26 protein-coding genes are annotated in these 25,736 nt (G+C 60.3%); 6 read left to right on the top strand and 20 right to left on the bottom strand.

Annotation, left to right across the window (positions count from 1 at the left end; translation table 11 throughout):
• Positions 1–359: TOBE domain-containing protein (locus tag I3J13_RS13630; protein WP_196379143.1), on the top strand; the 359-nt coding region annotated here is incomplete at its 5' end.
• A gap of 435 nt (positions 360–794) precedes the next feature.
• On the opposite strand, the gene I3J13_RS13625 is transcribed toward I3J13_RS13630, so the two are convergent.
• The 10 genes from I3J13_RS13625 to aztA all read right to left on the bottom strand — a co-directional run bounded on the left by I3J13_RS13625 (position 795) and on the right by aztA (position 10,539).
• Positions 795–1,871, bottom strand: coding sequence for an ABC transporter ATP-binding protein (locus I3J13_RS13625; protein WP_196379142.1), 1,077 nt, complete (start codon positions 1,869–1,871; stop codon positions 795–797).
• Positions 1,872–1,875: 4 nt separating this feature from the next.
• Positions 1,876–2,706, bottom strand: coding sequence for a carbohydrate ABC transporter permease (locus tag I3J13_RS13620; RefSeq protein ID WP_035228147.1), 831 nt, complete (start codon positions 2,704–2,706; stop codon positions 1,876–1,878).
• A gap of 3 nt (positions 2,707–2,709) precedes the next feature.
• Positions 2,710–3,654: a carbohydrate ABC transporter permease gene (locus tag I3J13_RS13615; protein WP_003525091.1), complete on the bottom strand. Its 945-nt coding sequence runs from the start codon at positions 3,652–3,654 to the stop codon at positions 2,710–2,712.
• A 151-nt stretch (positions 3,655–3,805) separates the two neighbouring features.
• On the bottom strand, positions 3,806–5,065 hold the full coding sequence (locus I3J13_RS13610; RefSeq protein ID WP_196379141.1) for an ABC transporter substrate-binding protein: 1,260 nt from the start codon (positions 5,063–5,065) through the stop codon (positions 3,806–3,808).
• Between the two features lie 38 nt (positions 5,066–5,103).
• The gene (locus I3J13_RS13605) at positions 5,104–6,276 is read right to left on the bottom strand and encodes a PLP-dependent transferase (RefSeq protein ID WP_196379140.1); all 1,173 of its coding nucleotides are present in this window, start codon (positions 6,274–6,276) and stop codon (positions 5,104–5,106) included.
• Positions 6,273–6,965, bottom strand: coding sequence for a FadR/GntR family transcriptional regulator (locus I3J13_RS13600; protein ID WP_196379139.1), 693 nt, complete (start codon positions 6,963–6,965; stop codon positions 6,273–6,275). Before I3J13_RS13600 ends, I3J13_RS13605 begins: the two co-directional genes overlap by 4 nt.
• Before the next feature lie 229 nt (positions 6,966–7,194).
• Positions 7,195–7,668, bottom strand: a complete 474-nt coding sequence (locus I3J13_RS13595) for a ribonuclease H family protein (protein ID WP_196379138.1) — start codon at positions 7,666–7,668, stop codon at positions 7,195–7,197.
• A gap of 124 nt (positions 7,669–7,792) precedes the next feature.
• Positions 7,793–8,818: a zinc ABC transporter substrate-binding protein AztC gene (gene aztC, locus I3J13_RS13590; RefSeq protein WP_196379137.1), complete on the bottom strand. Its 1,026-nt coding sequence runs from the start codon at positions 8,816–8,818 to the stop codon at positions 7,793–7,795.
• 28 nt (positions 8,819–8,846) lie between these two features.
• Complete coding sequence (gene aztB / locus I3J13_RS13585; RefSeq protein ID WP_196379136.1) at positions 8,847–9,713, bottom strand: zinc ABC transporter permease AztB; 867 nt, start codon at positions 9,711–9,713, stop codon at positions 8,847–8,849.
• Entirely contained in the window at positions 9,706–10,539 is an 834-nt protein-coding gene (gene aztA, locus I3J13_RS13580) for a zinc ABC transporter ATP-binding protein AztA (RefSeq protein WP_196379135.1), read from the bottom strand. The genes aztB and aztA overlap by 8 nt, the downstream gene beginning before the upstream one ends.
• A 300-nt stretch (positions 10,540–10,839) precedes the next feature.
• Between aztA and zigA the strand changes: the two genes are divergently transcribed.
• A complete protein-coding gene (gene zigA, locus I3J13_RS13575) occupies positions 10,840–12,045 on the top strand; it encodes a zinc metallochaperone GTPase ZigA (protein ID WP_080820728.1) in 1,206 nt (401 codons plus the stop codon).
• Between the two features lie 156 nt (positions 12,046–12,201).
• Here the strand turns inward: zigA and I3J13_RS13570 are convergent, their stop codons facing one another.
• From I3J13_RS13570 to I3J13_RS13560, 3 genes are all read right to left on the bottom strand, one after another.
• Positions 12,202–12,639: a YqaA family protein gene (locus I3J13_RS13570; RefSeq protein ID WP_196379134.1), complete on the bottom strand. Its 438-nt coding sequence runs from the start codon at positions 12,637–12,639 to the stop codon at positions 12,202–12,204.
• Positions 12,640–12,736: 97 nt separating this feature from the next.
• Positions 12,737–13,006 (bottom strand): hypothetical protein, encoded by a 270-nt coding sequence (locus tag I3J13_RS13565; RefSeq protein ID WP_196379133.1) that lies wholly within the window; start codon positions 13,004–13,006, stop codon positions 12,737–12,739.
• Positions 13,003–14,109, bottom strand: coding sequence for a CobW family GTP-binding protein (locus I3J13_RS13560; RefSeq protein ID WP_236000912.1), 1,107 nt, complete (start codon positions 14,107–14,109; stop codon positions 13,003–13,005). Before I3J13_RS13560 ends, I3J13_RS13565 begins: the two co-directional genes overlap by 4 nt.
• 338 nt (positions 14,110–14,447) lie before the next feature.
• Between I3J13_RS13560 and ugpB the strand changes: the two genes are divergently transcribed.
• From ugpB to I3J13_RS13540, 4 genes are all read left to right on the top strand, one after another.
• A complete protein-coding gene (gene ugpB, locus I3J13_RS13555) occupies positions 14,448–15,758 on the top strand; it encodes a sn-glycerol-3-phosphate ABC transporter substrate-binding protein UgpB (protein WP_003523344.1) in 1,311 nt (436 codons plus the stop codon).
• 69 nt (positions 15,759–15,827) lie between these two features.
• Positions 15,828–16,709 carry a sn-glycerol-3-phosphate ABC transporter permease UgpA gene (gene ugpA / locus I3J13_RS13550; protein WP_003523346.1) on the top strand — a complete coding sequence of 294 codons (882 nt, stop codon included), beginning with the start codon at positions 15,828–15,830 and terminating at the stop codon, positions 16,707–16,709.
• Between the two features lie 10 nt (positions 16,710–16,719).
• The gene (gene ugpE / locus I3J13_RS13545) at positions 16,720–17,568 is read left to right on the top strand and encodes a sn-glycerol-3-phosphate ABC transporter permease UgpE (protein WP_003523347.1); all 849 of its coding nucleotides are present in this window, start codon (positions 16,720–16,722) and stop codon (positions 17,566–17,568) included.
• Positions 17,568–18,629 (top strand): sn-glycerol-3-phosphate import ATP-binding protein UgpC, encoded by a 1,062-nt coding sequence (locus I3J13_RS13540; protein WP_196379131.1) that lies wholly within the window; start codon positions 17,568–17,570, stop codon positions 18,627–18,629. Before ugpE ends, I3J13_RS13540 begins: the two co-directional genes overlap by 1 nt.
• A 47-nt stretch (positions 18,630–18,676) precedes the next feature.
• Here the strand turns inward: I3J13_RS13540 and I3J13_RS13535 are convergent, their stop codons facing one another.
• The 7 genes from I3J13_RS13535 to I3J13_RS13505 all read right to left on the bottom strand — a co-directional run bounded on the left by I3J13_RS13535 (position 18,677) and on the right by I3J13_RS13505 (position 25,569).
• Positions 18,677–19,783, bottom strand: a complete 1,107-nt coding sequence (locus I3J13_RS13535) for an acyltransferase family protein (protein ID WP_196379130.1) — start codon at positions 19,781–19,783, stop codon at positions 18,677–18,679.
• A gap of 229 nt (positions 19,784–20,012) precedes the next feature.
• Positions 20,013–20,456, bottom strand: coding sequence for a glyoxalase superfamily protein (locus tag I3J13_RS13530; RefSeq protein WP_196379129.1), 444 nt, complete (start codon positions 20,454–20,456; stop codon positions 20,013–20,015).
• Between the two features lie 209 nt (positions 20,457–20,665).
• Positions 20,666–21,364: an OmpW/AlkL family protein gene (locus I3J13_RS13525; protein WP_196379128.1), complete on the bottom strand. Its 699-nt coding sequence runs from the start codon at positions 21,362–21,364 to the stop codon at positions 20,666–20,668.
• A 309-nt stretch (positions 21,365–21,673) separates the two neighbouring features.
• Complete coding sequence (locus I3J13_RS13520) at positions 21,674–22,969, bottom strand: MFS transporter (protein WP_196379127.1); 1,296 nt, start codon at positions 22,967–22,969, stop codon at positions 21,674–21,676.
• Between the two features lie 89 nt (positions 22,970–23,058).
• Positions 23,059–23,460, bottom strand: a complete 402-nt coding sequence (locus tag I3J13_RS13515) for a MarR family winged helix-turn-helix transcriptional regulator (RefSeq protein ID WP_020813347.1) — start codon at positions 23,458–23,460, stop codon at positions 23,059–23,061.
• A gap of 94 nt (positions 23,461–23,554) precedes the next feature.
• On the bottom strand, positions 23,555–24,796 hold the full coding sequence (locus I3J13_RS13510) for an MFS transporter (protein ID WP_196379126.1): 1,242 nt from the start codon (positions 24,794–24,796) through the stop codon (positions 23,555–23,557).
• 203 nt (positions 24,797–24,999) lie between these two features.
• Entirely contained in the window at positions 25,000–25,569 is a 570-nt protein-coding gene (locus I3J13_RS13505; RefSeq protein WP_174057694.1) for a GNAT family N-acetyltransferase, read from the bottom strand.
• Positions 25,570–25,736 lie beyond the last annotated feature (167 nt).

Raw genomic sequence — 25,736 nt, 5'->3', positions numbered from 1 at the left:
AGGTCGGCTCGCCGATGGAGCTTTACCGCTCCCCCGCCAACCTCTTCGTCGCCGGCTTCATCGGCTCGCCGCGCATGAACCTGGTGACCGGCGATTATGCCCGCCAAAAAGGTGCCACCACCGCCGGTGTGCGGCCCGAGCATCTGCTGCTGTCGAAGGAAAGCGGGCTGTGGCAGGGCAAGGTGACGGTGGCCGAACATCTCGGATCGGATACCTTCCTGCATCTCGAGGTCGACGGTATCGGGCCGATCACCGCTCGCACGGACGGCGAGTTCGAATGCAAACACGGCGATACCGTCTTCATTACGCCCGACGAGACAAAGATCCACAGGTTCGAAGAAAAGGGTGTAGCGATCTAGGTGCTGGCTTTCACAAGGTTTTTCATTCACAGCGGACCCGCAGGCGCGTGGGGCTTACCCCCCTCTGCCCTGCCGGGCATCTCCCCCTCAAGGGGGGAGATCGGCAAGAGGCTCTTTCATCGCTTCGTTCGCAAGCTTCGAGATGTGCTAGACTTTGCCGCAGATCGATCTCCCCCCTTGAGGGGGAGATGCCCGGCAGGGCAGAGGGGGGTAAGCCCCACGCGCCTGCGGGTCCACGTGAACGAAAAATCCTGTGAAAGCTCCATCCAGCCGGAGCCTCCACAATAGACGACCGAAGGGCAATCTGATGCCACGGTTGGCGCGTTTGCGAAGGTTCTCAACGTCTCCAGCTTTCCGTCGTTCCGGCTCAAGGCCGGAATGACGGAGGTGGGTGTGCAACCGCCCAGGAAATATTCCTGCGTACTATGCCAAACCTCACGCCTCCCCGATCCTCACACCATTCCGATCAAAGACATGCAGCCTTTCCTGCGGGAAACCGACCCGCAGGGATTTACCCGGCTGCAACAGCGCCCGGTCTGACGAAAACAGCTTGAACGGCAATCCATGCACGGTGAGGTGCAGGATGACGCCGAGGCCGGTCGGCTCGACCAGATCGACAGTTGCCTCCACACCGCCTTCAGCCGGTGCTACGGTCACATGTTCCGGGCGGATACCGAGCGTGACCGGCTCGCCATCGGCGAGGTCCACTTCCCGGCCAAGCGCAAGGCGCGTGCCGTCACCCAGCACGACGAAACTGCCGGCATTTTCCCGTCCGATCCGGCCTTCCAGGAAATTCATGCCGGGCGAACCGATGAAGCCGGCGACGAAGAGATTGGCGGGGCGGTCGTAAAGATCGAGCGGCGCGCCGATCTGCTGCACATGGCCGGCATTCATGGCGACGATACGTGAGGCAAGCGTCATCGCCTCGATCTGGTCATGGGTGACGTAGACCGAGGTTGCGCCAAGATCGGCGTGCATGCGCTTGATTTCAGCGCGCATCTGCTCGCGAAGCCGGGCATCGAGGTTGGACAGCGGCTCATCGAACAGGAAGGCCTTTGGCTGGCGCACGATGGCGCGGCCCATGGCGACGCGCTGACGCTGGCCACCGGAGAGCGCCTTCGGACGGCGGGCGAGATAGGGATCGAGGCCGAGCTTGGCGGAAGCACCGGCCACCGCCGCCGCGATGGTTTCCTTGGTGCTGCGGCGCAGGCGCAGGCTATAGCTCATATTGTCGGCCACGCTCATATGCGGATAGAGCGCATAGGACTGGAAGACCATGGCGATATCGCGATCCTTCGGCCGGCGATCATTGACGCGTTCACCGTCGATGGACAGGTCGCCGGATGTTATCTCTTCAAGCCCGGCGATCATGCGCAGCAGCGTCGATTTTCCGCAGCCGGAGGGACCGACGAGGACGATGAACTCGCCATCCCTGATATCAAGATCGACGCCATGCAGCACGGCGAGGTCGCCATAGGTCTTGCCGACATTCTTCAGCTCGATGGAAGCCATGGGATTATCCTTTCACCGCGCCGGCCGTCAGGCCCTGCACGAGATAACGTTGAATGAGCAGGAAGAAGAGGCAGGCCGGAATGAGCGCCAGAACGCCCGCCGCCATCATCTGCCCGAAATCGACGGAGAATTTCGAAACGAAGGTCAGAAGCCCGACCGGGAAAGTGGCGCTCTGGTTGCCGGAAATCAGCATCAGCGCAAACAGAAGCTCGCTCCACGCGGCGGTGAAGACGAAACCGAGCGTCGCGGCTATACCCGGCAGCGTCAGCGGCAGGATGATCTGGCGGAAGGCCGTAAACCGGCTTGCCCCGTCAATCATCGCCGCCTCTTCCAGATCCTTCGGAATGCCATCGAAAAAGGACTGCATGAGGAAGGTGGCGAAGGGCACGTTGAAGGCGGTGTAGACGATGACGAGGCCCGTCAGGCTGTTGGTGAGGCCGAGCGGCGACAGCATCTTGAAGATCGGCGCGACCAGCATGACCAGCGGGAACATCTGGGTGATCAGCATTAGGGCGACGATCCAGTATTTGCCCTTGAAACGGAAGCGGGACAGCGCGTAACCCGACAGCGAGGAGAGTATCGTTACGGCAATAGCCGTGGAGCCCGCGACGATGACGCTGTTCTTAAAAAACGTCGGGAAAGCACTGTTTTCTATGACGAAACGATAATGATCCCAGGTCGCCCGCGATGGCCACATCCTCACACCTTCGCTATAGAGCAGGTCATTCGGCGTCACGGACACCTTGAGCAGCCAGAACAGTGGAAACAGCGCAAAGGCGATATAGGCAAGGATCGCCAGACGATGGGCAAGGGTGAGAAATATCCTTGATGTCATCGGTCAGTCCTTCTCGATCAGGCGCTGGCGCAGCAGCACGATCAGCATGGAATAGGCAAGCAGCAGCACCAGCAGCACCAGCGCAATGGCCGAGGCATAACCGAAATCCAGACGCCTAAAGGCCTGGGTGAAGATGTAGCTGGCGACGATCTGCGTGCGGTCGGCCGGTCCGCCATTGGTCATGACGATGATGAGATCGGCGAAATTGGCGATCCAGACGGTGCGCAGCAGGATGGTGATGGCGATGGTGGGCGCCAGAAACGGCAGGGTGATGGAGGTGAAACGCTGCAGCGGGTTCGCCCCGTCAATTTCCGCCGCCTCGTAAAGATCGCGCGGGATGGCCTGAAGTGCCGCAAGCAAAGTGATGGCGAAGAAGGGAATACCCCACCAGACATTGGCGATGATGGGCCCCCACATGGCAAGCTGCGGATCGGCGAGGATATTGTTGGGTGCGGATAACAGCCCGAGCGAGACCATCCAGTGCGGCAGCGGCCCGATGACCGGGTTGAACAGCCACGCCCAGTTGAGGCCGGCAAGGAAGGTCGGCACCGCCCATGGCAGGAATACCAGCGCCTGCGCCAGCCCCCTGCCCGCGAAGGGCTTATCCAGCAGCAGCGCCAGAATGAGGCCGAAGAAGAATTGCAGGAAAACCGAAGCGCCGGTCCACCACAGCGTATTTTTCAGCGCCCGGTAAAAAGCCGCATCCTGCGACAGCGCCTCCAGATGTTTGAGGCCAACGAAACCGCCGGAGAACGGGTTGAGCAGCTGCACATCGCGAAAGGCATAGGAGAGGCCAAGCACCAGCGGCACCAGCATGACGGCGACGATGAGCACCAGCACGGGCGCGCTGTAGAGCCAGGGTTCGGCCCAATCGGCAAACCGCCGCATCGCAGGCTTGCCAGCCGGTTTGCGCGCAGCCACCGGCCCGGCGCCATGGGCATAGGACATTGTATCGCTCCCTGATCGGACGACGGAACGGACGGGTTTTCCAGCCTCTCGGCTTACCGATCCGAAAAATTTCTATGAAAAGGCCTGTCGCAGCGAAGGCCGGCAAGACCAGCCGCACGGGCATTTGCGCCCGCACGGCCGGTCAATGTCGTTACTTCGAGGCCAGGAACTTCTGCTGCGCCTTGGTCATGTAATCAGCCCATTGCTTGGCGAGGTCTTCCGGCGTGATATCGCCGAGCAGCGCTTCCTGCGATGTCTTGATCACAAGCGAATCCTTGAAGAAGGCGAATTCTTCAAGATAGGTCGGCATCGTCGTCGGCACGGCGTTCTTGTCGGCCAGTTCATCGAACCAGCCCTTGAACTGCTCGCTGGCATAGAAGGGGTCCTTCTCAGCCGACTTGTGCACCGGCAGCGCACCGGTTTTCTTGTTCCACTCGATATTGCCTTCCGGCCCCTCGAGTGTCTCGATCAGCTTCCAGGAAAGGTCCTTGTTTTCGGATTTCGACATCATCGACCAGCCGGCGAAACCGATGGTCGGGAAGGTCTTGCCGTCAGGGCCCTTCGGCATGGTCATGACGCCGAAATCTTCCGGCTTCATGCGCTGGGCAATGGCGATAAGCGCATCCGGGTCCTGATCGAGGAAGGCGCAGGTGCCGGAATAAAAGCCGGCGACAATCTCGTTGAAGCCCCAGTTGACGCTGTCCTTCGGCGCCAAGCCGTTCTTGTAGAGATCGACTACATAGGTCAGTCCCTTCACCCAGCCGGGGCTGTCGAAGGTGGAGGTGCCGTCCTTGGTGAAGAACTCGTTCGAACCGGCCATGGATGCGCCGAACATGACCCAGCCGTTAAGGCCGCCCGGACCTCCGCGCAGGCAGTAGCCGGATTTGCCGGGAAGGGCTGCGACCTTCTTGGACGCATCGGCAAATTCCTCAAGCGTCTTCGGCGGCTCCTTCACGCCGGCTTCGGCCAGCAGCTTCTTGTTGTAGAACATGGCGCGCAGATAGAAACCATAGGGCAGCATATAGGCCGTGTCCTTGACATCGCGGCCGAGTTCGAGCGTGCGCTCGCTCAGGCCCGCGGTGTGCTCCCATTTGGCAAGATAAGGCTCAAGGCTCTCGAGCATGCCGTTATTGGCATAAAGCGACAGCCATGTGTCGGGCATTTCCATCACGTCAGGCACATCGCCGGCCGAGACCATGGTGGCGAATTTCTGGAAGGCTTCGCTCCACGGCAGGGAGATGATTTCCACCTTGGTGCCGGGATTGGCGGCCTCGAATTTCGAGACGATGCCTTTCAGCGTTTCCGTCCGCTCGGGACTTGTGATGACCTCGACCAGTTTCAAGGTCGTGTCCGCCAGCGCCGTTCCGGTCATCAGGGCGGTGAAGATTGCTGCTGTTACCAGTTTTTTCATGTCGTTCTCCCCTTTTTTGTCGTCAGTTTAAAAACACGTCAGGCGACGGAGGCCGCCTTGATCGCGGGTTCGAGATCGTTCCAGAGGGCTTCCGTGCCCTCCAGCCCGACATGCAGGCGCACCGAACGCGCGCTGATGCCGAAGGTGTGGGCGGAGTTTGGCTGCGCCTTCTGTTCGAGCACCACTTCGCCGGGGACGATCAGGCTTTCATGCCCACCCCAGGAAACACCCAGTTTGAAAAGCTTGAGGCGGTCGGCGAAAGCGCGCACATCCACCCCTTCCTTAAAGATGAAGGAAAACAGGCCCGAGGTGCCGTTAAGGCCGGGCGGCAGGCGGTTCGCCAGCCCCGGATGGCAGACCTTCTCCACCACATCCAGTGCCTGAAGGCGGCTGGCGATATCGAGCGCCGAGGCCTGATGCGCCTTCATGCGCAGCGGCAGGGTGCGAAGCCCGCGAATGAGCAGCCAGGCATCGAAGGGCGACATCTTGCCGCCGAGATAGGGATAGGTTTCCGCCCGGATGCGGTCGATCATCGCCTTCGAACCGGCCACCACGCCGGAGACCACATCGCTATGGCCGCCCAGATATTTCGAGGCCGAATGCACGACGAGGTCGACGCCGAGCGAAATCGGCTGCTGGAAGACCGGGCTTGCCCAGGAATTGTCGATGACCGTGACGGCGCCATGACGCTTGCCGATGGCGGCGAGCGCACCGACATCATGCGCCTCCATCACCCAGCTCGTCGGGCTTTCCATGTAGAACAGCTTTGCGCCCGGCATCGCCTTTTCAACCGCCGCCTCGTCGCGGCCGTCGACATAGACCACCTCTATATTCATGCGCTGCATGAAGGTGCCGAACAGGCGGAACGCATCGGGATAGACATGGCGCACCGCGACAATACGGTCGCCCGGCGAAACGAAGGAAAGCACGGTGGAGGAAATAGCCGACATGCCGCTTGCAAAACCGAGCGCATCTTCGGCACCTTCCAGCTTCGCCAGCATCTCCTCGAACAGCCGCACGGTGGGGTTCAGCCCGCGCGTATAGACCGGCCGCACCTTTTCGCCGCGATAGGTGGAGACCATTTCGTCATAGCTGGAAAAGGTGAAAAGCGAGGTCTGCACGATGGGCGGCACCACGGCTTCGAAGGCGTGGGCCTCGTCATGCGCAACGATAAATGAGGCGGGATCGAAGAGATCGTTGCCATGGTTCATTTCGACATGTCCTTGATATCCTCCTCGACGACGGCGAGGATTTTCAGTGTTTCTTCACGCGCACCGGCCGCATCGCCGGCGGCGATGGCGTTGAACAGCGTGCGGTGAAAGGGAAAGGAGCGACCGGCGAAATCCGGGCGGTCGAAGGGCTTCGACCAGAAGCGTTCGAAGCCTTCGCGCATCTGCTCCAGAAGCTGCTTGAACAGCGTATTGTGGGTGGCGTCATAAATCGACAGATGGAAGGCGAGATCGGCCTTGCCCGAGGTGCCTTCGGCCAGATGCACCCGCTCCATCTCATCGAGCCGCGCTTCCATAATGACGATATCCTCTGGCGTGCGGCGTCGCGCGGCGGCCATGGAGGCCTCCACCTCAATGCCGCGCCGCACTTCCAGCGTCATCAACAGCGCATCGCGCAGGCTTTCGGCATCGATGGAAATCGGCATGTGGACGGTGGCGGCGGAAATCGGCTTCAACAGATAATTGCCGCTGCCCTTGCGGCTGTCGATAACGCCGAGCGCCTGAAACTTGCGAATGACTTCACGGATGGTGGAGCGGCCGACGCCCAGCGCCGCCATCAGTTCCCGCTCCGCCGGCAGCCGGTCTCCAGCCTTCAGCCCTGCCCGCTCCACATAGTCGGAAAGCGCGGCCTCGACCTGGCGCACGCGGTCGCTCGGTGGAATCGGCTGCATGAGTTCCCGGCTGGACCTGTCCAAGACGCACCCTCTAAATTGGTCTGACATCTTACCATTTCAAACGGGATGTCGATTGTCAACCGGCAAGCGGCCGTGCGTGCACACCATTCGGCTGGAGTCGCGAAAGAGTACCGGGGCAACCGCTCGATACGGGAAAAGGTTGAGACCGGGGATGGCTGAAGTGAAGAGATTAAAGCGCCGAATCACGGCGACTGACGGCCGCCGGCTAAAGCACCGTCGCGCAGGAAACTGCACGCGCCAAAGCATCGGCATGCTCGTTGCCGACAGTGCCGGAATGCCCTTTGCACCATTCTACAACCACATGGGGATGCCGCTCCAGCAGGCTGTCGAGCTGCTGCCAGATGTCCCTGTCGGGGATCGGTCTTCGGCGGCTGCGCTGGTTGGGCGTGATCCGCTTCCAGCCGTTGTTGCGCCAGATGGCCCTATATCGGCGGCAGCCTTCGATGACATGAACGGCATCCGTCCAGAGCGTGACTGCCCGCGTTGGCGCCTCGACGGCGATCCAGGATAGTGCATTGAGGACGGCGAGAACCTCGAACGTATTGTTCGATGTGCCGACAGTCCTGCTCGAAGCGGAATGCACTTGGTGGCCCGCTTCATGAACCACGAACGCCCATCCTCCGGAGCTGGAGGCATCGTCGAAGGAGCCGTCGGTGAAGATGTGAAGCGCATCGGACATAGGAGGCTTTTTAGCACCAATATGGAAATCGCTAAAGGAAGAGTTCCAGGGCCATTGCACGAACACAAAAGCAGAGAGGGCGGCACAAGCCACCCTCCCCGAACTCACAGCGATATGGTCCAACTTACTGGCCGAGCACGGCCGCCGTGATCGTCTCGATATTGTGGTTGATCATGTCGATATAGGTCGCAGCCGGGCCGTCGGCAGTCGAAAGCGCGTCGGAATAGAGCGTGCCGCCAACCTTCAGGCCGGTTTCGCTGGCGATCTGGTCGATCAGCCGCTTGTCGGTGATGTTTTCGACGAAGATCGCCGAGGCCTTGTCGTGCTTCACCTGATCCACCAGCTTGGCGACATCGGCGGCCGAGGCTTCGGATTCCGTCGATACGCCTTCAGGTGCGAGGAAATTCAGGCCATAGGCATGCTCGAAATAACCGAAGGCGTCATGCGAGGTGATGATGACGCGCTTTTCCGGCGGGATGGCGGCGATCTCGGTCTTCACCTTCTCGTTCAGAGCGGCAAGCTTGGCGATATAGGCATCCGAATTGGCGGTGTAGGTCGCGCAACCGGCCTTGTCGACCTCGCAAAAGGCGCCGGCAATGTTCTTCACGTAGATTTCGGCGTTCTTGATCGACTGCCAGGCATGCGGGTCGAACTCGCCGTGATGATGATGCCCCTCATGGCCGTGGTCGTGATCATGGGCCTCGGCGGTCTCATGGCTGTGGCCGGCTTTCTCTGCCTTGTGGTCGTGACCTTCCTCTTCCTCGGCTTCCGGATGGGCGTGACCGGCCGGCTCTTCGGAAAGCTTGAGCGGCTCCACACCCTTGGTCAGTTCCACCACCGGCGCCTTGGTGCCGCTGGTGTCGATCAGCCGCTTCAGGAAGCCTTCGAATTCCAGACCGTTGACCAGCACCACATCCGCCTTGCTGACGGCGACGGCATCGGCCGGGCGGGGTTCATAGACATGGGCGTCGCCATCCGGCCCGACCAGCGTGGTGATTTCGACACGGTCGCCGCCGACGTTTTTCGCAAAATCGGCGATGATCGAGAAACTGGCAACGACCTTGAGTTCGGCGGCGGACGCCTGCGCCATCAGAACCGGGGAGAGGGAAAGAAGGCTGGCGCAGGTGGCCAGACGGAAGGTTTTGAACATGAAGGTTCTCCTTTTTCGAACGCTGTTTTCAGGCCGTCCTGTGACGGCCGGAACCGAGAAGATCGCTGAGCACGCCGCGCGTGCCGATGAGGATGGAGAGCGCATAAATGACGCCCGCGGAAAGGATGATCGCCGGGCCGGATGGCAGTGACGCGTGATAGGACAGAAGCAGGCCGGCGAAACAGGACACCATGCCGATGCCGATGGAGATGAAGCACATGGGCGCGACACGGTTGGACCAGAAGCGGCTGGCGGCGGCGGGCAGCATCATCAGCCCAACCGAGAGCAGCGTTCCCAGCGCCTGAAAGCCGCCGACCAGATTGAGCACGACGATGGCAAGGAAGAGGAAATGCACCGGGCTGCCCCAGTTGCTGACCGAGCGCAGGAACAGGGGATCGAGGCATTCCGCCAGCAACGCCCGCCAGAAAGTGATCATCACCACCAACGTCACGATGCAGATGCCGCCGATCAGGCCGAGCGCCTCATTGTTCAGCGCCAGCACGGTGCCGAACAGCACATGCATGAGATCGACGCTGGAACCGCGCCATGAGACGAGCAGCACGCCGAGCGCCAGCGAGATGAGATAAAAAGCGGCAAGCGAGGCGTCTTCCTTCTGGATGGTGAAGCGTGACACAGCGCCTGCACCCAGCGCGACCAGAAGGCCGACGGCCAGCCCGCCGATGGTCATGGGCAGGATTTCCAGCCCGTAGAACAGAAACCCGACCGCCGCTCCCGGCAGGATGGCGTGGGACATGGCGTCGCCCGTCAGGCTCATGCGGCGCAGCATCAGAAACACACCGACCGGGCCGCAGCTGATGGCAAGGATCAGCGCACCGGCAAGCGCGCGCTGCATGAAGACATATTGGACGAAGGGTTGGATGAAGATATCAGCCATGGACATTCGAATTCGCGTGGGAGTGGGCATGGGAATGGGAATGGACGGATGCTGCCTGCGGACTTGCCCCGACGATCTGCAGCGAAGGCGCCTCGGCCGGCTCGCACCAGGGCGCATTTTCCTCCCACGCCTCGTGGAAATGCCGCGCCTGCCGGATGTTCTCCGCCTGCAGGACCTCGGCCGTCGGACCCAGCCCGACAAGCTTTCGGGCAAGGAACAGGGTCTCCGGAAAATGCTGCCGCACGAGCTGGAAATCATGAAGGACGGCCAAAACCGTGCGTCCCTCCGCCACCCATGATTTGATCAGGACCATAAGGTCGGAAACAGTGCGCTCGTCGACGGCGTTGAAGGGTTCGTCGAGCAGGATCAGCTGCGCATCCTGCAACATGGCGCGGGCAAACAGGGCGCGCTGCATCTGGCCGCCGGAGAGCGAGTCGATATTGCGCTTTTCAAAACCGGAAAGCCCGACCGCCTCCATCACGCGGCCCATCGCCGCCCGGTCTTCGGGACGGTGGCGGCCAAGCAGGCCGCGTTTCGGCCAGAGACCAAGCGCCACCAGATCCCGCACCTGCGCCGGAAAGGAGCGGTCGAGTTCCGATTGCTGCGGCAGATAAGCGACGGACAGATTTGGGCTTACCCGGCATTCGCCGCCGAGCGGCTTCAAAATGCCGGCAATGCCTTTCATCAGCGTCGATTTTCCCGAGCCATTGGCGCCGACCACCGCAGTGAGCGAGCCTTTGGCGATATCACCATTCAGATGATGCACGGCCGCGCGGCCGGCATATCCAAGCGTCAGGTTTTTGAAGGCGAGGCACGGATCGCTCATCGATCCCTCCGGGGCAGGATGTCATTCGATGGCCCTTGATATGTAATGTTATTACATTCGTCAAACGAATATGTAATGAAATAACATTAACTATTGGAAAGATACGTTGCGCTTCGCATAAGCCGCAGCCCCCCGCATTGCGGGGACGCTTTTTTTCTGTCGCCCGTTGACAGGCGGCCAATATGTAATGTTATTACGTTACAGAACAAAGACGGGGCAGCACCGAACCCGTCGTTTTCAGATCGTGCGCGTGTGGCCGTCATGAGGTCCACGCGAGCGTTGCCAAAAAACGAGGTCCATATGTCGCAAAAACTTCCCGTCACCGTGCTTTCCGGCTTTCTCGGCGCCGGCAAGACGACGCTTCTCAACCATATTCTCGCCAATCGCGATGGTCTGCGCGTGGCGTTGATCGTCAACGACATGAGCGAGATCAATATCGACGCCGCACTGGTGCGCGATGGCGGCGCCAATCTCTCCCGTACGGAAGAGCAATTGGTGGAAATGACCAATGGCTGCATCTGTTGCACGCTGCGCGACGACCTTCTGACGGAGGTGCGGGCGCTGGCCGAACAGGGCCGTTTCGATTACCTGCTGATCGAATCCACCGGTATCGCCGAGCCGCTTCCGGTCGCCGCGACCTTCGATTTTCGCGATGAAAACGGCCGCAGCCTTTCCGATGTCGCGCGTCTCGACACCATGGTGACGGTGGTGGATGCCGCCAATCTTCTCAACGATTACGGCTCGTCCGATTTTCTCGCCGACCGGGGCGAAACGGCGGGCGATGGCGACAACCGCACCATCGTCGACCTTCTGGTGGAGCAGATCGAATTTGCCGATGTCGTCGTCCTCAACAAGATCGGCACCGCGACGCCGGAGGAACGGGACGCCGCCCGCAAGATCATCGTCGGGCTGAACCCGGATGCGAAACTTATCGAGGCCGATTTCGGCAAGGTGGCGCTGAATGAGGTTCTCGGCACCGGCCGTTTCGATTTCGCGAGGGCCGAAGAACACCCCCTGTGGTTCAAGGAATTGCACGGCTTCAAGGACCACATTCCCGAAACCGAGGAATATGGCATCCGCTCCTTCGTTTACCGCGCCCAAAAGCCGTTCGACCCCGTGCTGTTCCAGCGCTTCATCGACCGCGCCTGGCCGGGCGTGGTGCGCGCCAAGGGCTTCTTCTGGCTGGCGACGCGTCCGCGTTATGTCGGCGAGATCAGCCAGGCCGGCGCATTGGTGCGCACCGGCAAGATGGGCCTGTGGTGGTCCGCCGTGCCGAAGGAGCAATGGCCGCGCGAAAAGCAGTTCCTCGATATGATGAAGCCCTATCTCGATCCGGTCTTCGGCGACCGGCGACAGGAAATCGTCTTCATCGGCTCCGATCCGATGAACGAGGCGCGCATCCGCGCGCAGCTCGACGCCTGCCTGATCGATACCGAGGCATTCACACCGGATGCATGGCGGCACCTGCCGGATCCTTTCGCAAGCTGGGACCGGCAGGCGGCTTGATCGATAGCTACCGATGCGGAGCATCCGTAAACCGTCACCCCGGACTAGGTCCGGGGTCCAGCGCGATCAAGTCCTTGATCGCGAGAGCCTCCTTTCACGGCGCAGACGCGCCGTGGCTGGATGCCGGATCTAGTCCGGCATGACGGAGGAGAGGCTTCATAGAAAATTCAGCGTCACCAGCGCCAGAACGAGATAACGCCCGACCTTGGCGATGGTGACCAGCAGCAGGAAGACCGGCAGCGGTTCCTTCATGATGCCGGCGGCGACCGTCAGCGGATCGCCGATCAGCGGCGCCCAGCTGATGAGCAGGGACCATTTGCCATAACGACGATACCAGTTCTGGGCGCGCTCCAGCGCCGCCTCCCCTAAGGGAAACCAGCGTTCATGCCGAAAGCGCTCGATGCCGCGGCCGAGCAGCCAGTTCGCAAAGGAGCCGGCGACATTGCCGGCGCTGGCCACGGCGACCAGCAGCCAGACAGGCTGTGATTTCAAAACGATGAGGCCGGCCAGTGCGGCCTCCGACTGCATGGGCAGAATGGTCGCCGCGATAAACGCCGTCAGGAACAAACCCGCATATACCGCCAGATCGGCCATCGCCCGCCCTTTATCATCCGCGAATCCCGTCGCTACACCTGAAGTGGCGGATGAGGGCGTCGGCGGTCAAGCGCATCTTGAGCCTGAAAACGGGTTCTCAAGCCGAATTCGCGGCGATGGCGCGCACGATATCGTCATGATCCACCGCGAGAAGCGGCTTGTGGATGGATAGTTGCCGGCTGGCACCGGAAGCCGACAGGATGACGATCACCGTTTCGCGCGGCGGGCAATCCGGCAGGGAGCAGGAAAGCTCGCTGACGGTGATAATGTCTTCGGGGTGGAGATGCAGCAGATCGCGGGACCATTGCTTCAGAAGACGGGCCTGCGAGACGATTGCGGAGCCGCTGCGCGCAAGCGGATTGTTCATGCCCTGCCCTTTCGCCCCGCCTGCGAGGCCAGCGTATCGAAGAGAGAGCGGATCGGCTGCTGCGGCATGTCCATGCCGATCAGCACGATGCGCGTGGAACGATTTCCATCCGGCCAGCGCTCGAGGCGGGTCAATGGATAAAGCCGGTGCTGCACCGCATGGGCGACAACCGGCCGCTCCGGGTCATCCGTCGCGCCGAAAATTCCCTTGAGCCGCAGCAGGCCGGAATGCACATTGCTGGTGACGAGCTCCAGAAACGTGACGATCGCCTGCGGATCGAAAGCGCCGTCAAAGGTGAGATCGAAAGCCTCGACCCCGACGCCATGGCGGTTGATATCGTGCTGGTGGGCGGCATGAAGGCTCAGCCTGTCGGCCGCAAGCCACCCCGGCGCATCCTCCGGCTTGCCGCGCAGCGAATAATCCGAGGCTGCAAACAACGACATCAGGTCGAAATCGGCGGCATTACGGTCGTGAAACGATGCCGCAGGATTGAGATCGGCGAGACTTTCGCGGTCCACGGCTGCTGCATCGGCAAGATCGGTTTTCGTCAGAACGATATGATCGGCGAAGGCAAGCTGTTTCCAGCCTTCGATAAAGCTGTCGAGCATCGCCGGACCGGAGACAACGTCGAAAGCCGTGACCACGCCCGAAAGGTGGAAATGCCGGGCCACGATGTGATCGCGCAGGCCAAGCGCCGGCGTGCCGCCGGCGATCAGGCTGTTGATGATCGGCGCGGGATCGGCAAGGCCGGTGGTTTCGATGACGACCCGCGATACTTCCGGCATCATCCCTTCCAGAAAGGCCTGATGCAGCTCGTAAAGCGAGGTTCGGATATCGCTGGTGGCCGTACAGCAGATGCAGCCCGTCGTCGTTCTGAAATATCGTTCAGAACCCGTTCGCACCAGACCGTGATCGATGGGCACCGAACCGAATTCATTGACGATGACCGCGGCATCGCGCATGGACGGCTCAGTCAGAAGCGCGTTCAGCAACGTCGTCTTGCCCGCTCCCAGAAAACCGGTCAGCAGCGTAACCGGCACCGTGCGGACAGGTGGCGCGACGGCCGAATCGTCCCTGGGATCGACCGTCTTCTTCCGCTTCATTCCGAACACATCCGCACCTTCGACATCCATAAATTCGCCGCACCATAATACGTAATGTAATAACATATCAATGCCGATTGTTGGATTTCCGGCGGGAGCTGATCCCGCGCCGGCATGCCCCTAACGGTCGGGCGCATGAAAAAACCATGGAACGAAGGAAATGGAATAATAAATCCGTTTCCTTCACTTTCGTTTTAATCGTTCCACGTTCTCTTGCATTTTCGTTAGAGTTCGCTTTTAATCAGATCGCTAGTACAGAAAAGATCGCCCGCAGCCGGATCGAGGAGGAACGACTGCAATAAGGGGCTGTATCTTTTACTGTTTTCATAACGGGAGGAATGACCTTGAAAAAACTCAGCTACCGCCTCGCCGCGGCATCCGCGCTTTCGTTTTTTGTCACATCGAATGCATATGCAGTAACGGACATTCAGTGGTGGCACGCCATGACCGGCGCCAACAACGAGGTCGTGGATACGCTTGCCAAAGAATTCAACGACAGCCAGAAAGAATACAAGATCACGCCCGTCTTCAAGGGCACCTATCCGGAAACGCTGAATGCCGGCATTGCGGCGTTCCGCGCCAAGCAGCCGCCGGCGATCATTCAGGTCTTCGACGCCGGTTCGGGCGTGATGATGGGTGCTGCCGGCGCCATCAAGCCGGTGGCGGACGTGCTGAAGGAAGGCGGCTATACTTTCAACAAGGCCGACTATCTGGCCGGCATCGTCGCCTACTATTCGAAGCCTGACGGCACCATGCTGTCCTTCCCCTATAATTCGTCCTCGCCGATCCTCTACTATAACAAGGATGTCTTCCAGAAGGCCGGCCTCGATGCCGCCAACCCACCGAAGACCTGGCCGGAAGTTTTCGAAGCCGCCAAGAAGATCAAGACCAGCGGTGCGGCCCAGTGCGGTTTCACCTCCACCTGGCTTACCTGGATTCAGACCGAAAACTTCGCCGCCTGGAACAACGTCTCCTATGGCAGCAATGAAAACGGCCTTGGCGGCACGGATGTGAAGCTTGCGGTCAATGCACCGCTCTTCGTCGAGCATTTCCAGGCGATTGCCGATCTCGCGAAGGACGGCACTTTCCGTTATGGCGGCCGCACCTCGGAAGCCAAGCAGCTCTTCATGTCCGGCGAATGCGGCATCCTGACCGAATCCTCCGGCGGCCTTGGCGATATCGTCAAGACCGGCATGAATTACGGCATCGGCCAGCTTCCCTATTATGAGGGCCATGGTCCGCAGAACACCATTCCCGGCGGCGCCAGCCTCTGGGTCTTCGGCGGCAAGAGCGACGCCGAATATAAGGGTGTGGCCGAGTTCTTCCACTTCCTCTCCCAGACCAAGATTCAGGCGCGCCTGCATCAGGTCTCCGGCTATATGCCGGTGACCATCGCGGCCTATGAGGAAACCAAGAAATCCGGCTTCTATGACAAGAACCCCGCCCGTGAAACGCCGCTCTTGCAGATGATGGGCAAGCCGCCGACAGAAAACTCCAAGGGCGTGCGTCTCGTGAACTTGCCGCAGGTGCGCGACATCATGAATGAGGAGTTCGAGGCGATGCTGGCCGGCAAGCAGGACGCGAAAGCGGCACTCGACAAGATCGTCGAGCGCGGCGATGCGGCCATCAAACAGGCTGCCGGCAACTAAACGATCCCCTGCCCCGCCCGCATCCTCGACAGGATGCGGGCGGCATTCCCATCTCATCAGGAGATCGCCGTGCAAAGCGTCGTATTCCCCAACAAGATCCTGCCCTATCTGCTGGTCGCGCCGCAGATCATCCTCACGGTGATCTTTTTCTTCTGGCCGGCAAGCCAGGCGCTTTACCAGTCGACCATGCGCGAGGACGCCTTCGGGCTGAACAGCAATTTCGTCGGGCTGGCGAATTTTTCCGCCGTGCTGTCGGATGAAAGCTATCTGAACTCGCTGCAGGTCACCGTCATCTTCAGCATCCTGACCGCGCTCGTCTCCATGGGGCTGGCACTGCTTCTGGCGACGGCGGCGGACCGCGTGGTGCGCGGCAAGGGTTTTTACCGCACCATGATGATCATGCCCTATGCCGTTGCCCCTGCGGTGGCCGGCATGTTGTGGCTCTTCATGTTCAACCCGGCCATGGGCACCTTCTCCTATATCCTGCGCCGCAACGGCATCATGTGGGACCCGCTGCTCAACGGCGATCAGGCCATGCTGCTCGTCGTCGCGGCGGCTGCGTGGAAGCAGATCAGTTATAATTTCCTGTTTTTTGTCGCAGGCTTGCAGGCAATTCCTAAATCATTGCTGGAAGCGGCTTCCATCGACGGCGCGCGCGGCTCGCGGCGCTTCTGGACCATCGTTTTCCCGCTGCTTGCGCCGACAACCTTCTTCCTTCTGGTCGTCAACACGGTTTACGCCTTCTTCGATACCTTCGGCATCATCCATGCCGTCACCGGCGGCGGCCCGGCCAAGGCGACGGAAACGCTGGTCTACAAGGTCTATAATGATGGTTTCGTGAACCTCAATCTCGGCTCTTCCGCCGCGCAATCCGTGATCCTGATGGTGATCGTCATCGCGCTCACCGCCTTCCAGTTCCGCTTCGTCGAGAAGCGCGTGCATTACGGCTGAGGATTTACTGATGATTGAAAATCGCCCGGTCGCCCGCGTGATCGCCCATCTGATGCTGGTTCTCGGCATCATCATCGTGGCTTTCCCGATCTATTACACCTTCGTCGCCTCCTCCATGACGTCGACGGATATCATCCGACCGCCCATGTCGCTTTTGCCCGGCGACCATCTGAGCGCCAATTACACCGAGGCCATGGTCGGCGGTGTCGAAAGAGTGGTCGGCGTCAGCCTCGAACGGCTGCTGTTCAACAGCTTCGTCGTGGCGCTCGCCATTGCCATCGGCAAGATCGTCATTTCGTTCCTGTCGGCCTTCGCCATCGTCTTCTTCCGCTTTCCCTTCCGCATGGGCTTTTTCTGGATGATCTTCATCACGCTCATGCTGCCGGTGGAAGTGCGTATCCTGCCCACCTACAAGGTCATCGTCGATCTTGGGCTTATCGACACCTATGCGGGATTGACGCTGCCGCTGATGGCGTCTGCCACGGCAACCTTCCTGTTCCGTCAGTTCTTCCTGACCATTCCCGGTGAGCTGGTCGAGGCGGCGCGCATCGACAATGCAGGGCCGTTCCGTTTCATGCGGGATATCCTGCTGCCGCTTTCGAGAACCAATATCGCCGCCCTTTTCGTGATTCTGTTCATCTATGGCTGGACCCAGTATCTCTGGCCGCTGCTCGTGACCAACGACGCCAAGATGAACACGATCATCATCGGCCTCAAGCGCATGGTGGATTTCACCGACGCTTCGACGCCATGGAATTATGTGATGGTGACGGCGATCCTCGCCATCATCCCCCCGATTATCGTTGTGGTGCTGATGCAGCGCTGGTTCGTCAAAGGTTTGGTGGAGACCGAAAAGTAATGGCAAAAATTGCGCTGAAAGACGTCCGCAAGGTTTATGGCGGCAATGTCGAGGCCATCAAGGGCGTATCGATGGACATCGCCGACGGCGAAATGATCGTGCTCGTCGGCCCCTCCGGCTGCGGAAAATCCACCCTGCTGCGCATGATCGCCGGGCTGGAGGGCATTTCGGGCGGCCAGATCGTCATCGGCGACCGTGTCGTCAACGATCTCGAACCCTCCGACCGCGATATCGCCATGGTGTTCCAGAATTATGCGCTTTATCCGCATATGACGGTGCGCCAGAACCTTGCCTATGGCCTGAAGAACCGCAACACGCCGAAGGAGGAAATCGAACGGCGCATCACCGAGGCGGCCAAGGCGCTGGAGATCGAACAGTTCCTGGAACGCAAGCCGCGCCAGCTTTCTGGCGGCCAGCGCCAGCGCGTGGCCATGGGCCGCGCCATCGTGCGCAAGCCAGCGGCCTTCCTGTTCGACGAGCCGCTCTCCAACCTCGATGCCAAGCTGCGCGTGCAGATGCGGGTGGAAATCCGCCGCCTGCAGCGCTCGCTCGCCACCACCAGCGTCTACGTGACCCATGACCAGATGGAGGCCATGACGCTGGCCGACCGGCTGGTGGTGCTGAATGCCGGCCGCATCGAGCAGATGGGCACACCTATCGAGCTTTACGAGAAGCCGGCAACCACCTTCGTCGCCACCTTCATCGGCTCGCCCTCCATGAACCTGCTGAGCCATGGCGCGACATCGGCAAATGGCTCTTCCGGCTGGTCGGTGCAGGGAACCGAGGCACTGCCGCAGGGCGTCGCCACGCTCGGCATTCGCCCCGAAGACATTACCCTTGCCGATGAAGCCCCAGCAGACGCCGCCTTCACCGGCACCGTGCAGGTGGATGCCGTTGAACTGGTGGGGGCGGAGAGCTATGTGCACGGCTCCTTCGCCGATGGCACAACAATCGTGTTCCGCGTCCACGGCCGCTCTCAGCTTCGCATCGGCGAAACGCTGAAGATCGCCGCACAGGCGAAGGATTTTCACCTGTTCGATGCGTCGGGCAAACGGATTTGAAACCGAATGTACCGGCATAGCCGCCCCCTGCGGCAATGCCGGTGCATTCATGCCGATGATACAACCACTTGAGCGGGCTGGCGTGAGGCGAGTTTCTTCCCGAGCTTTTGTGACGGCAGCTCGATGAACCTGTAGCTCACATAAGCCATGATCACCGCCAGGGCGAAGGTCAGGATGATGGTGACGTGAACGGGATAGGGAGCCAGTTGCCGATAGGGGAGAACATATTCCACGATCGGCTGGGCGACCGGGCCAAGCAGATACACGGAATAGCTTATTGCGCCGAGCCAGACGCAAACCGGGTGCGTGATACGAAGCTTTGTCGTGAAGAGGGCAAACAGCGCCATTCCCGCATAATAGGCAATCGTATAACGGTACCAGGTCTCACCGAACCCCATATCCACATTATAGCTCAGAAGGCTGACGACAGGCACGGTGAAGATGATGAGGAGGGATGTGGCAAGGATGAGCCGCCGCATATGCGCGCCAGTCTCTTCACCCGCGCCGTGACGCCACAATAATCCCCAGAACATGACGGTCAGTCCAAGCGGAATGGCGACCGGCAATTTGATGCCCGTACCATATCGCGCGGCCCCCATGGCGACGGCGCAGAACAGGAAGAACACTACAGCACCCGCCGCCGCCTCCGGCTTATGGAGAAGCCTGACATAGAACAGTATGGCGCTGACGACATAAAACAGGATTTCTATCTGCAACGTCCAATAGACCCCGAGAATATTTTGCTGCCCCAGAAACTGTTGCAGCATCGTCCCATTGGCAATGATCTGACTAAGCGTGAAGACATCTCCGCGCAGCTGCGGGATAATCAACAGAGCAAGGACCATAGACCCCCAGTAGGCGGGGTAGAGCCTGAAAAATCGCGAAATCGCAAAGCTGCGCAAGGGCGCCTTGTTTACCTTCAGCAAGGAGAAGGGAATAACAAACCCGGAAACGGCAAAGAACATGACGACGGCGATCTTCCCGAGATCGAAGTATTCCGAAAAAAAGTAAAACAGATAATGCTCAACCGCATAGGTCGAAAATCTGTTCTTATAGGCGACTTCGGCAATATGAATGTATATCACCGCCAGAGCCGCTATGCCTCGAATGGAATCGACGTAAATCCAACGCCCGGGATTGCGCTCCGCGCTCATCAATACCTCATTCAAAATTTGTTATAAAAATACAATATTCAGCAATTTGGACTTGATTATACTGCCGCCCAAGCAGGAATTGCAACCGGTCATGCTCTCTTTGTCGGCGTGTGCTCCCAAACAGCTGCGGCACACCGCATTCCGACCCTGAATCGGAACGCGGCGCGACGACGCCAGCGATGTGGTGCGCTGTTTCAAAGCTGACAGCAAGTAAACTCTGCCCGCTCCCCTACCACACCAGCTCCACCTGCGGCTGACCGTTGGAGGTTTTCTCCACCGTACGGCCGGATGTATCAACATTGCAGTGGACGCGCTGGCGAAAGGCGGAAAAGCTTTCGAAAGTCACCACATCCACCGGATCGTCGAGATGCAGGGTCAGCCGGTAGCGTTCGGGATCGCCGCCGAGCGCCTGCACGCCCAGAACGGAGGCCACGAAGGATTGGCCGAGGTAAAAACCTTCCACCCTTGAACCCAGAAGATAGGGGTTGAAAGCGGGGCGGTTGCCGGCCGATGCGTGGAGGGTGTTCCAGTCGCGGAAGCCATATTGCGCGGCGATGAGTTCCAGCGCTTTCGAATGGGTGATTGCCTGCCCCTGATCCTCAAGGGCGGCGCGCAGGCGTTTTGCCTGTTCTTTCAGCCCCTCAAGTGCGGGAAGCGGTTTGGACACGTTCATAACGGTTCTCCAACATGCGCATGCCGACTATTCCGAAGGGGGTCCGCGTTGCCATCGACGACATGCAAAACATGGGATGACCGTTATTAAAGAAAGAGCTTCACCAGGGGCGCAAACGCCTGCGGACGGCCGGGGCTCTTATGCCCGTGGCCGTCCCTATAGCCCAGAAAGCGCCGCCCGTCAAAGGCGGCGCTTAACCGATCCCGTGATCAGAAGCGATAGGTGATACCCGCGCCGATCAGCCAGGGATCGAGCTTGGCCTTGCCGCTGATCGGTGTGCCGCCGAGTTCCGCCGTCCAGTCGGTCTTGAGGAAGATCTTCTTCACGTCGAAGTTCACGCCCCAATGCTCGTCCAGCATATAGTCGAAACCGACCTGCACGGCTGCACCGACCTTGTTCTTGACGTCGAGATTGCTGAAACCGGGCTTTTCCGTCTGGTTATAGAACAGCGAATAATTCACGCCCGCGCCGATATAGGGCTTGAAAGCGCCGAAATCGGTGAAGTGATATTGCAGCGTCAATGTCGGCGGCAGTAACCACGTCTTGCCGACGGGCGTGCCGGCCAGCACACCTTCGCCATTGATTTTGGCATAGGTGGTGCCGAGGATAAGCTCCGCGGCGAAGTTTTCGGTGAAGAAATAGCTGATATCGAGTTCCGGGATCACGGTGTCCGAATAGGACAGGCCCGCTCCCGACAAACCGTCGACGCTGCCGCTGTCATGGGTGATGACGCCGAGGCCGCGCACGCGCAGCATCCACGGGCTTGCCGCCGCAATCGCCTCTTCGGCGGTCGGGGCCGGCGCTGCCTGGGCCAGATCGGCGGCCATGGCATTGGCGGATACCAGCATGGCCGCAACACCGACTGCGACACTGGCAAGCAAGGCGGTTTTTTTGTTTCTGTTCGTCATTCCATCTCTCCTATAGCGCACCGCAGCCGGGCAAGTCCCCGGAACCGGCTGATGACGGCGGGCTTTCGCGAATCTTCGCCGGCCGCAACCGCTTGGGGCCACTATGACGAAGGGAGAGGCGAGCCGATTGAGATGGATCAAACCGGGACGCCGATCATGGATCGGAACGATTAACCGGCAAGCATTGTGACAATTACGCAACAAATGCCATCCAGCGATCGAGAAGCGGATGCACAACGAGCCCGGCAGATGCCGGAAAAATACGAAAAAGCCTGCATTTGCAGGCCTCCTTCCAGTGCATCACCTCTATTACGCGGCCTGCGGCGTCAGGGTTGCGGAACCCGGCTTGCGCAGAAGCAGAACCGAGACGGCCGCGATCATGCACATCAGACCGGCAATCTGCAGCGCGGGCATATAGGTATCGAAGTCGCTCTTGAAGAAACCGGCGCCAAAGGCAGCGGTGGCGGCTCCCAGCTGATGGCCGGCAAACACCCAGCCGAAAACGAGACCGGCCTTTTCGCGGCCGAAATTCTCGGCAGCGAGCTTCACCGTCGGCGGCACGGTCGCCACCCAGTCCAGACCGTAAAAGACGGCGAAGACCGAAAGCTCCACGAAGCTGAACCCCGAGAATGAGAGATATAGCAGGGAAAGCCCGCGCAGGCCGTAGAACCAGAACAGCAGGAAACGATTGTCGAACCGGTCGGAAAGCCAGCCGGCGAAGATGGTGCCGAAGAAATCGAAAATGCCGATCACCGCCAGCGTGCCTGCCGCCGTCACCGCAGCCATGCCGAAATCGCCGCAGATCGAAATCCAGTGTGTCTGGATGAGACCGTTGGTCGAAAGCCCGCAGACAAAGAAGGTGCCGAAAAGCACCCAGAACACCGGGTTGCCCGATACGCTCTTCAGGGTCACCAGCGGCGATACCAGTGTGGCGAGAAGATTGTGATCCTGCTTGACCGGCTTTGCCACCGCCGTCTCGCCATAGGCCGGCAGACCAACATCGGCAGGATGGTCACGCATCAAAAGCAGGACGAGGACCATGGCGGTGGCAATTACCGCAACGGACAGGGTCAAGGCGGTTCGCCAGCCATAGGCTTCCGTCAGCGCCGCCAGCAGCGGCAAGAAAACCAGCTGGCCGGTGGCGTTGCTCGCCGTCATGAGGCCGATCACCAGTCCGCGACGCTTGGAAAACCAGCGTGTCGCCACGGTGGCGCCCAATACCAGCGCGGTCATGCCGGTGCCGACGCCGATCACCACGCCCCAGAGCAGCAGTAATTGCCATACCTCGGTCATGAAGAAGGAGGCGACAATGCCGCCCATGATCAGGGCAAGCGCGGTGGAAACTACCAGCCGGACGCCGAAATGATTCATGAAGGCGGCGGCAAAAGGCCCGAGCAGGCCAAAAAGCACCAGCCTGACGGCCATTGCGGAGGAAATATCGGCAATATCCCAGCCGAATTCCTGATGCAGCGGCTGGATCATCACCCCGGCGGACCCCATGGCACCGGCGGTGGCCAGCATGGTCAAAAAGGTGGTTGCGGCAACGAGCCAGCCATAATGCAGATTTCTGCCGGCCATCCAGCTGGCGAGGCGTGTGGAGAGCATGTTCAAATTCCCTTTCCAGCGGCCGCGGCCGATATTTTACGGGTATATACCCTGTATTGCGGGCAGATACCCGCTTATGTCCCCAAAAATCACAGGGCTGCGAGCAGTTCCTGCAATTGTGCTGTCTTCTCAGGCCCAAGCCGGGCCTCGATTTCATCCTGCACCCCATCCCAGAGCGGCGCGCCCGCTTTCAGGATCGCGTGGCCTTCCTTCGTCACCGTCAGCATCGCTTCCCGCTGATCCTCGCCGTGGCCGATGGCCACCAGACCCATGCGAGCCAGCACCTTGGCGTTGCGGCCGACGGTGGAGCGATCCAGTTCCACCCGCGCTGCCAGATCGGTCAGCGAAACCGGCGCGGTGCGATTGATGTTCCGCAACAGGCTGAACTGACCGATATTCACGCCAAGCGGCGCCAGAGCCTCGTCATAATAGGACGAAACCTTGCGGGATGCTTTGCGCAACAGGATGCAATGGCAACTATCGTTTGGCATTTGTCTCGGGTATATACCCGTAAATTTCTGCGCGCAAGAGGCATGGAGCGCGATGAGGCGATAAAACGGCCGGCAGGTCACCGCACAGGAGGCGTCAAAAGCGCAGTCGGAAGAAGCCATAAACGGCCAGAACCGCGCAGATAAAGGCTCCGACCAGATAAGGCATATGCAGTGCCGCAATGCGGCCGATCCCCGGCTCGGCAAAACTGACCAGTATGCCTGCGGCAAACGCGCCAAACGACATCGCCCCCCAACCGAAAAACCGATAGACGGAATTGACGCGCCCAAGCAGATCATCCGGAATAAGCCTTTGCCTGTAGCTGACGGTCACCACATTCCACAACATGCCCGCTGCGGCCTCGAAAAACAGGCCGGTCGCAACCAGCGGCACGGAGGCCGACAGGCCGAGAACCAGATTGAACAGTGCAAATGCGCAAAGCGCCAGAAAGAGGCTTGCTCTCGCCCCCAGTTGGCGGGCAAACCATGGAGAGATCAGCCCGCCAAGAACGCCGCCCGCAGCGCCGCATGTCAACAGCACGCCATAGGCGGTCGCGGATAGATTGAGCACCTCCTGCGCATAGAGAACGAGGATCGTCATTCCCCCGACAAATACGGCGTTGATTGCTCCCAGCATGATGGCCAGCCGAAGGATCATGGTATTGCGCCGCATCCAGCCAAGTCCTTCCTGCAATGCGGGCCAGAAAGAAACGGGGCTGGAGGGCCTACGCGGCGGCAGCACGATGAGCCAGATCAACACCGCCGAAACCCCATAAAAACCGGCATCGAGACCGAAGGGAATGGCGATGCCCGCCGCAATCAACAGGCCAGCCAGCGGTGGGCCTATGAACTGGCCAGTGACCTGTTCGGCGCTCCACATCTGGCCATTGGCATGTTCAAGATCACCCGGCGCGACAAGCGAAGGCAGGATCGTCTGAGCCGCATTGTCCCGAACGACTTCGGCGCAGCCGAACAGGAAGGCTATTACCGCCAGCGAAAAAATCGCCGTCGAACCAGATTGCGTCGGCAATGGCGGGTTTGTGGTAGCGGAGATCATCGCGACGGTGCATACCATCAGCGCCAGCCGCACCATGTCCGCCCGCACCATCAGCAGACGCCGGTCGCTTCGATCCGTCCAGACACCGACCGGCAGTGCAAAAAGCAGCCAGGGCAGCCGTTGCGCCACCGCGATCATGGAAATCAGCAGCGGATCGCTGGTCAGCAAGGTGCCCAGCCATGGTATCGCCACCATCGAAATACCATCGGCAAGATTGGATACGGCGCTCGCGGAGAATAGCAGGCGGTAGTCGCGATTGGTTCGGAGTAGAGCTGCCTGCATGCCTGATCCCCTGCTGCTGAAATCACGCCGGACCAGACATAAACTGTCGCAGTGGCCAAAGAGGCAATTGCGACCCTATCGCCGCCGAACCGGTATCGCATCCGATTCCGCAGCCTCGCATGAAAGAATATTTTGCAGCAATACAATTTCGCTGGATCGGCTCCGGCCACCCGGCCGGAGCACGAAATCAACGGTTGACGGTCTCAAGCCGAGAGCCTGCGGCCGCTTGCCACCAGCAGGCCGGCAGCGCCTTCAAGCCAGCCGGATTTCAGCTCCAGCGCCAGGAAACGGCTGCGCTCGAACGGGCCGGGCATGATGAGGTGCTGGGCCTTGTCGGCGAAAAAGCCGAAGCGCTCGTAATAAGGTGCATCGCCAACCAGAAGAACGGCGCCGTGGCCACGCTTGGTGGCTTCGGCAATGGCGGCGCGCATCAGCGCCGAGCCGATGCCCTTGCCCTCATGGGCGGCATCGACGGCCAGCGGGCCGAGCAGCAGCGCTTCGACGGCGCGGCCTTCGCGCGAGATGCCGGCCTCGACGTTCCACAGGCGCACCGTGCCGATGACATGGCCATCCTCATCGCGGGCGACGAGCGCCAGGCCTTCGGCCGGAACGCGACCGGCGCGCAGCTTTTCGGAAGACTTGCGGCGGCGGCCGGCGCCCATGGCGCGGTCGAGCAGGTTCTCACGGGCGACGACATCGCCCGGATTTTCCTGATCGACATGAAATGTCTGCGGCGTGAAAAATGCCCGTACCGAATTCAAAAGAGCGGCCATCCTTGGCCTCCCGTCACACTACCGCCCACACGCGGCCCTTGATGAAAAATTGGTGGAGCCGTTCCGGCCCGCCGACACGCTTTCCTCGGCTGGAAGAGGTGCAGCAAGCAGGGATTTGCGCATCAGCACAATCGGCAGGGCCGGAACGGAAGCTTGGTCGAGACGCC

It is taken from the genome of Agrobacterium leguminum (genome assembly GCF_015704895.1).
GTDB classification, from domain to species: domain Bacteria; phylum Pseudomonadota; class Alphaproteobacteria; order Rhizobiales; family Rhizobiaceae; genus Agrobacterium; species Agrobacterium leguminum.
This window is presented reverse-complemented; position numbering and strand designations above follow the sequence as displayed.

What these genes read in the sequence shown, in the direction of transcription:
- I3J13_RS13515 (WP_020813347.1), bottom strand. Translation starts at nt 23,460, where the DNA reads ATGCCAAACGATAGTTGCCATTGCATCCTGTTGCGCAAAGCATCCCGC.
- I3J13_RS13530 (WP_196379129.1), bottom strand. Translation starts at nt 20,456, where the DNA reads ATGAACGTGTCCAAACCGCTTCCCGCACTTGAGGGGCTGAAAGAACAG.
- I3J13_RS13535 (WP_196379130.1), bottom strand. Translation starts at nt 19,783, where the DNA reads ATGAGCGCGGAGCGCAATCCCGGGCGTTGGATTTACGTCGATTCCATT.
- I3J13_RS13520 (WP_196379127.1), bottom strand. Translation starts at nt 22,969, where the DNA reads ATGCTCTCCACACGCCTCGCCAGCTGGATGGCCGGCAGAAATCTGCAT.
- I3J13_RS13525 (WP_196379128.1), bottom strand. Translation starts at nt 21,364, where the DNA reads ATGACGAACAGAAACAAAAAAACCGCCTTGCTTGCCAGTGTCGCAGTC.
- I3J13_RS13560 (WP_236000912.1), bottom strand. Translation starts at nt 14,109, where the DNA reads ATGAAGCGGAAGAAGACGGTCGATCCCAGGGACGATTCGGCCGTCGCG.
- I3J13_RS13610 (WP_196379141.1), bottom strand. Translation starts at nt 5,065, where the DNA reads ATGAAAAAACTGGTAACAGCAGCAATCTTCACCGCCCTGATGACCGGA.
- aztB (WP_196379136.1), bottom strand. Translation starts at nt 9,713, where the DNA reads ATGGCTGATATCTTCATCCAACCCTTCGTCCAATATGTCTTCATGCAG.
- I3J13_RS13540 (WP_196379131.1), top strand. Translation starts at nt 17,568, where the DNA reads ATGGCAAAAATTGCGCTGAAAGACGTCCGCAAGGTTTATGGCGGCAAT.
- I3J13_RS13595 (WP_196379138.1), bottom strand. Translation starts at nt 7,668, where the DNA reads ATGTCCGATGCGCTTCACATCTTCACCGACGGCTCCTTCGACGATGCC.
- I3J13_RS13505 (WP_174057694.1), bottom strand. Translation starts at nt 25,569, where the DNA reads ATGGCCGCTCTTTTGAATTCGGTACGGGCATTTTTCACGCCGCAGACA.
- I3J13_RS13620 (WP_035228147.1), bottom strand. Translation starts at nt 2,706, where the DNA reads ATGACATCAAGGATATTTCTCACCCTTGCCCATCGTCTGGCGATCCTT.
- ugpB (WP_003523344.1), top strand. Translation starts at nt 14,448, where the DNA reads ATGACCTTGAAAAAACTCAGCTACCGCCTCGCCGCGGCATCCGCGCTT.
- I3J13_RS13510 (WP_196379126.1), bottom strand. Translation starts at nt 24,796, where the DNA reads ATGCAGGCAGCTCTACTCCGAACCAATCGCGACTACCGCCTGCTATTC.
- aztC (WP_196379137.1), bottom strand. Translation starts at nt 8,818, where the DNA reads ATGTTCAAAACCTTCCGTCTGGCCACCTGCGCCAGCCTTCTTTCCCTC.
- aztA (WP_196379135.1), bottom strand. Translation starts at nt 10,539, where the DNA reads ATGAGCGATCCGTGCCTCGCCTTCAAAAACCTGACGCTTGGATATGCC.
- ugpE (WP_003523347.1), top strand. Translation starts at nt 16,720, where the DNA reads ATGATTGAAAATCGCCCGGTCGCCCGCGTGATCGCCCATCTGATGCTG.
- zigA (WP_080820728.1), top strand. Translation starts at nt 10,840, where the DNA reads ATGTCGCAAAAACTTCCCGTCACCGTGCTTTCCGGCTTTCTCGGCGCC.
- I3J13_RS13605 (WP_196379140.1), bottom strand. Translation starts at nt 6,276, where the DNA reads ATGAACCATGGCAACGATCTCTTCGATCCCGCCTCATTTATCGTTGCG.
- I3J13_RS13625 (WP_196379142.1), bottom strand. Translation starts at nt 1,871, where the DNA reads ATGGCTTCCATCGAGCTGAAGAATGTCGGCAAGACCTATGGCGACCTC.
- I3J13_RS13570 (WP_196379134.1), bottom strand. Translation starts at nt 12,639, where the DNA reads ATGGCCGATCTGGCGGTATATGCGGGTTTGTTCCTGACGGCGTTTATC.
- I3J13_RS13565 (WP_196379133.1), bottom strand. Translation starts at nt 13,006, where the DNA reads ATGAACAATCCGCTTGCGCGCAGCGGCTCCGCAATCGTCTCGCAGGCC.
- I3J13_RS13615 (WP_003525091.1), bottom strand. Translation starts at nt 3,654, where the DNA reads ATGTCCTATGCCCATGGCGCCGGGCCGGTGGCTGCGCGCAAACCGGCT.
- I3J13_RS13600 (WP_196379139.1), bottom strand. Translation starts at nt 6,965, where the DNA reads ATGCAGCCGATTCCACCGAGCGACCGCGTGCGCCAGGTCGAGGCCGCG.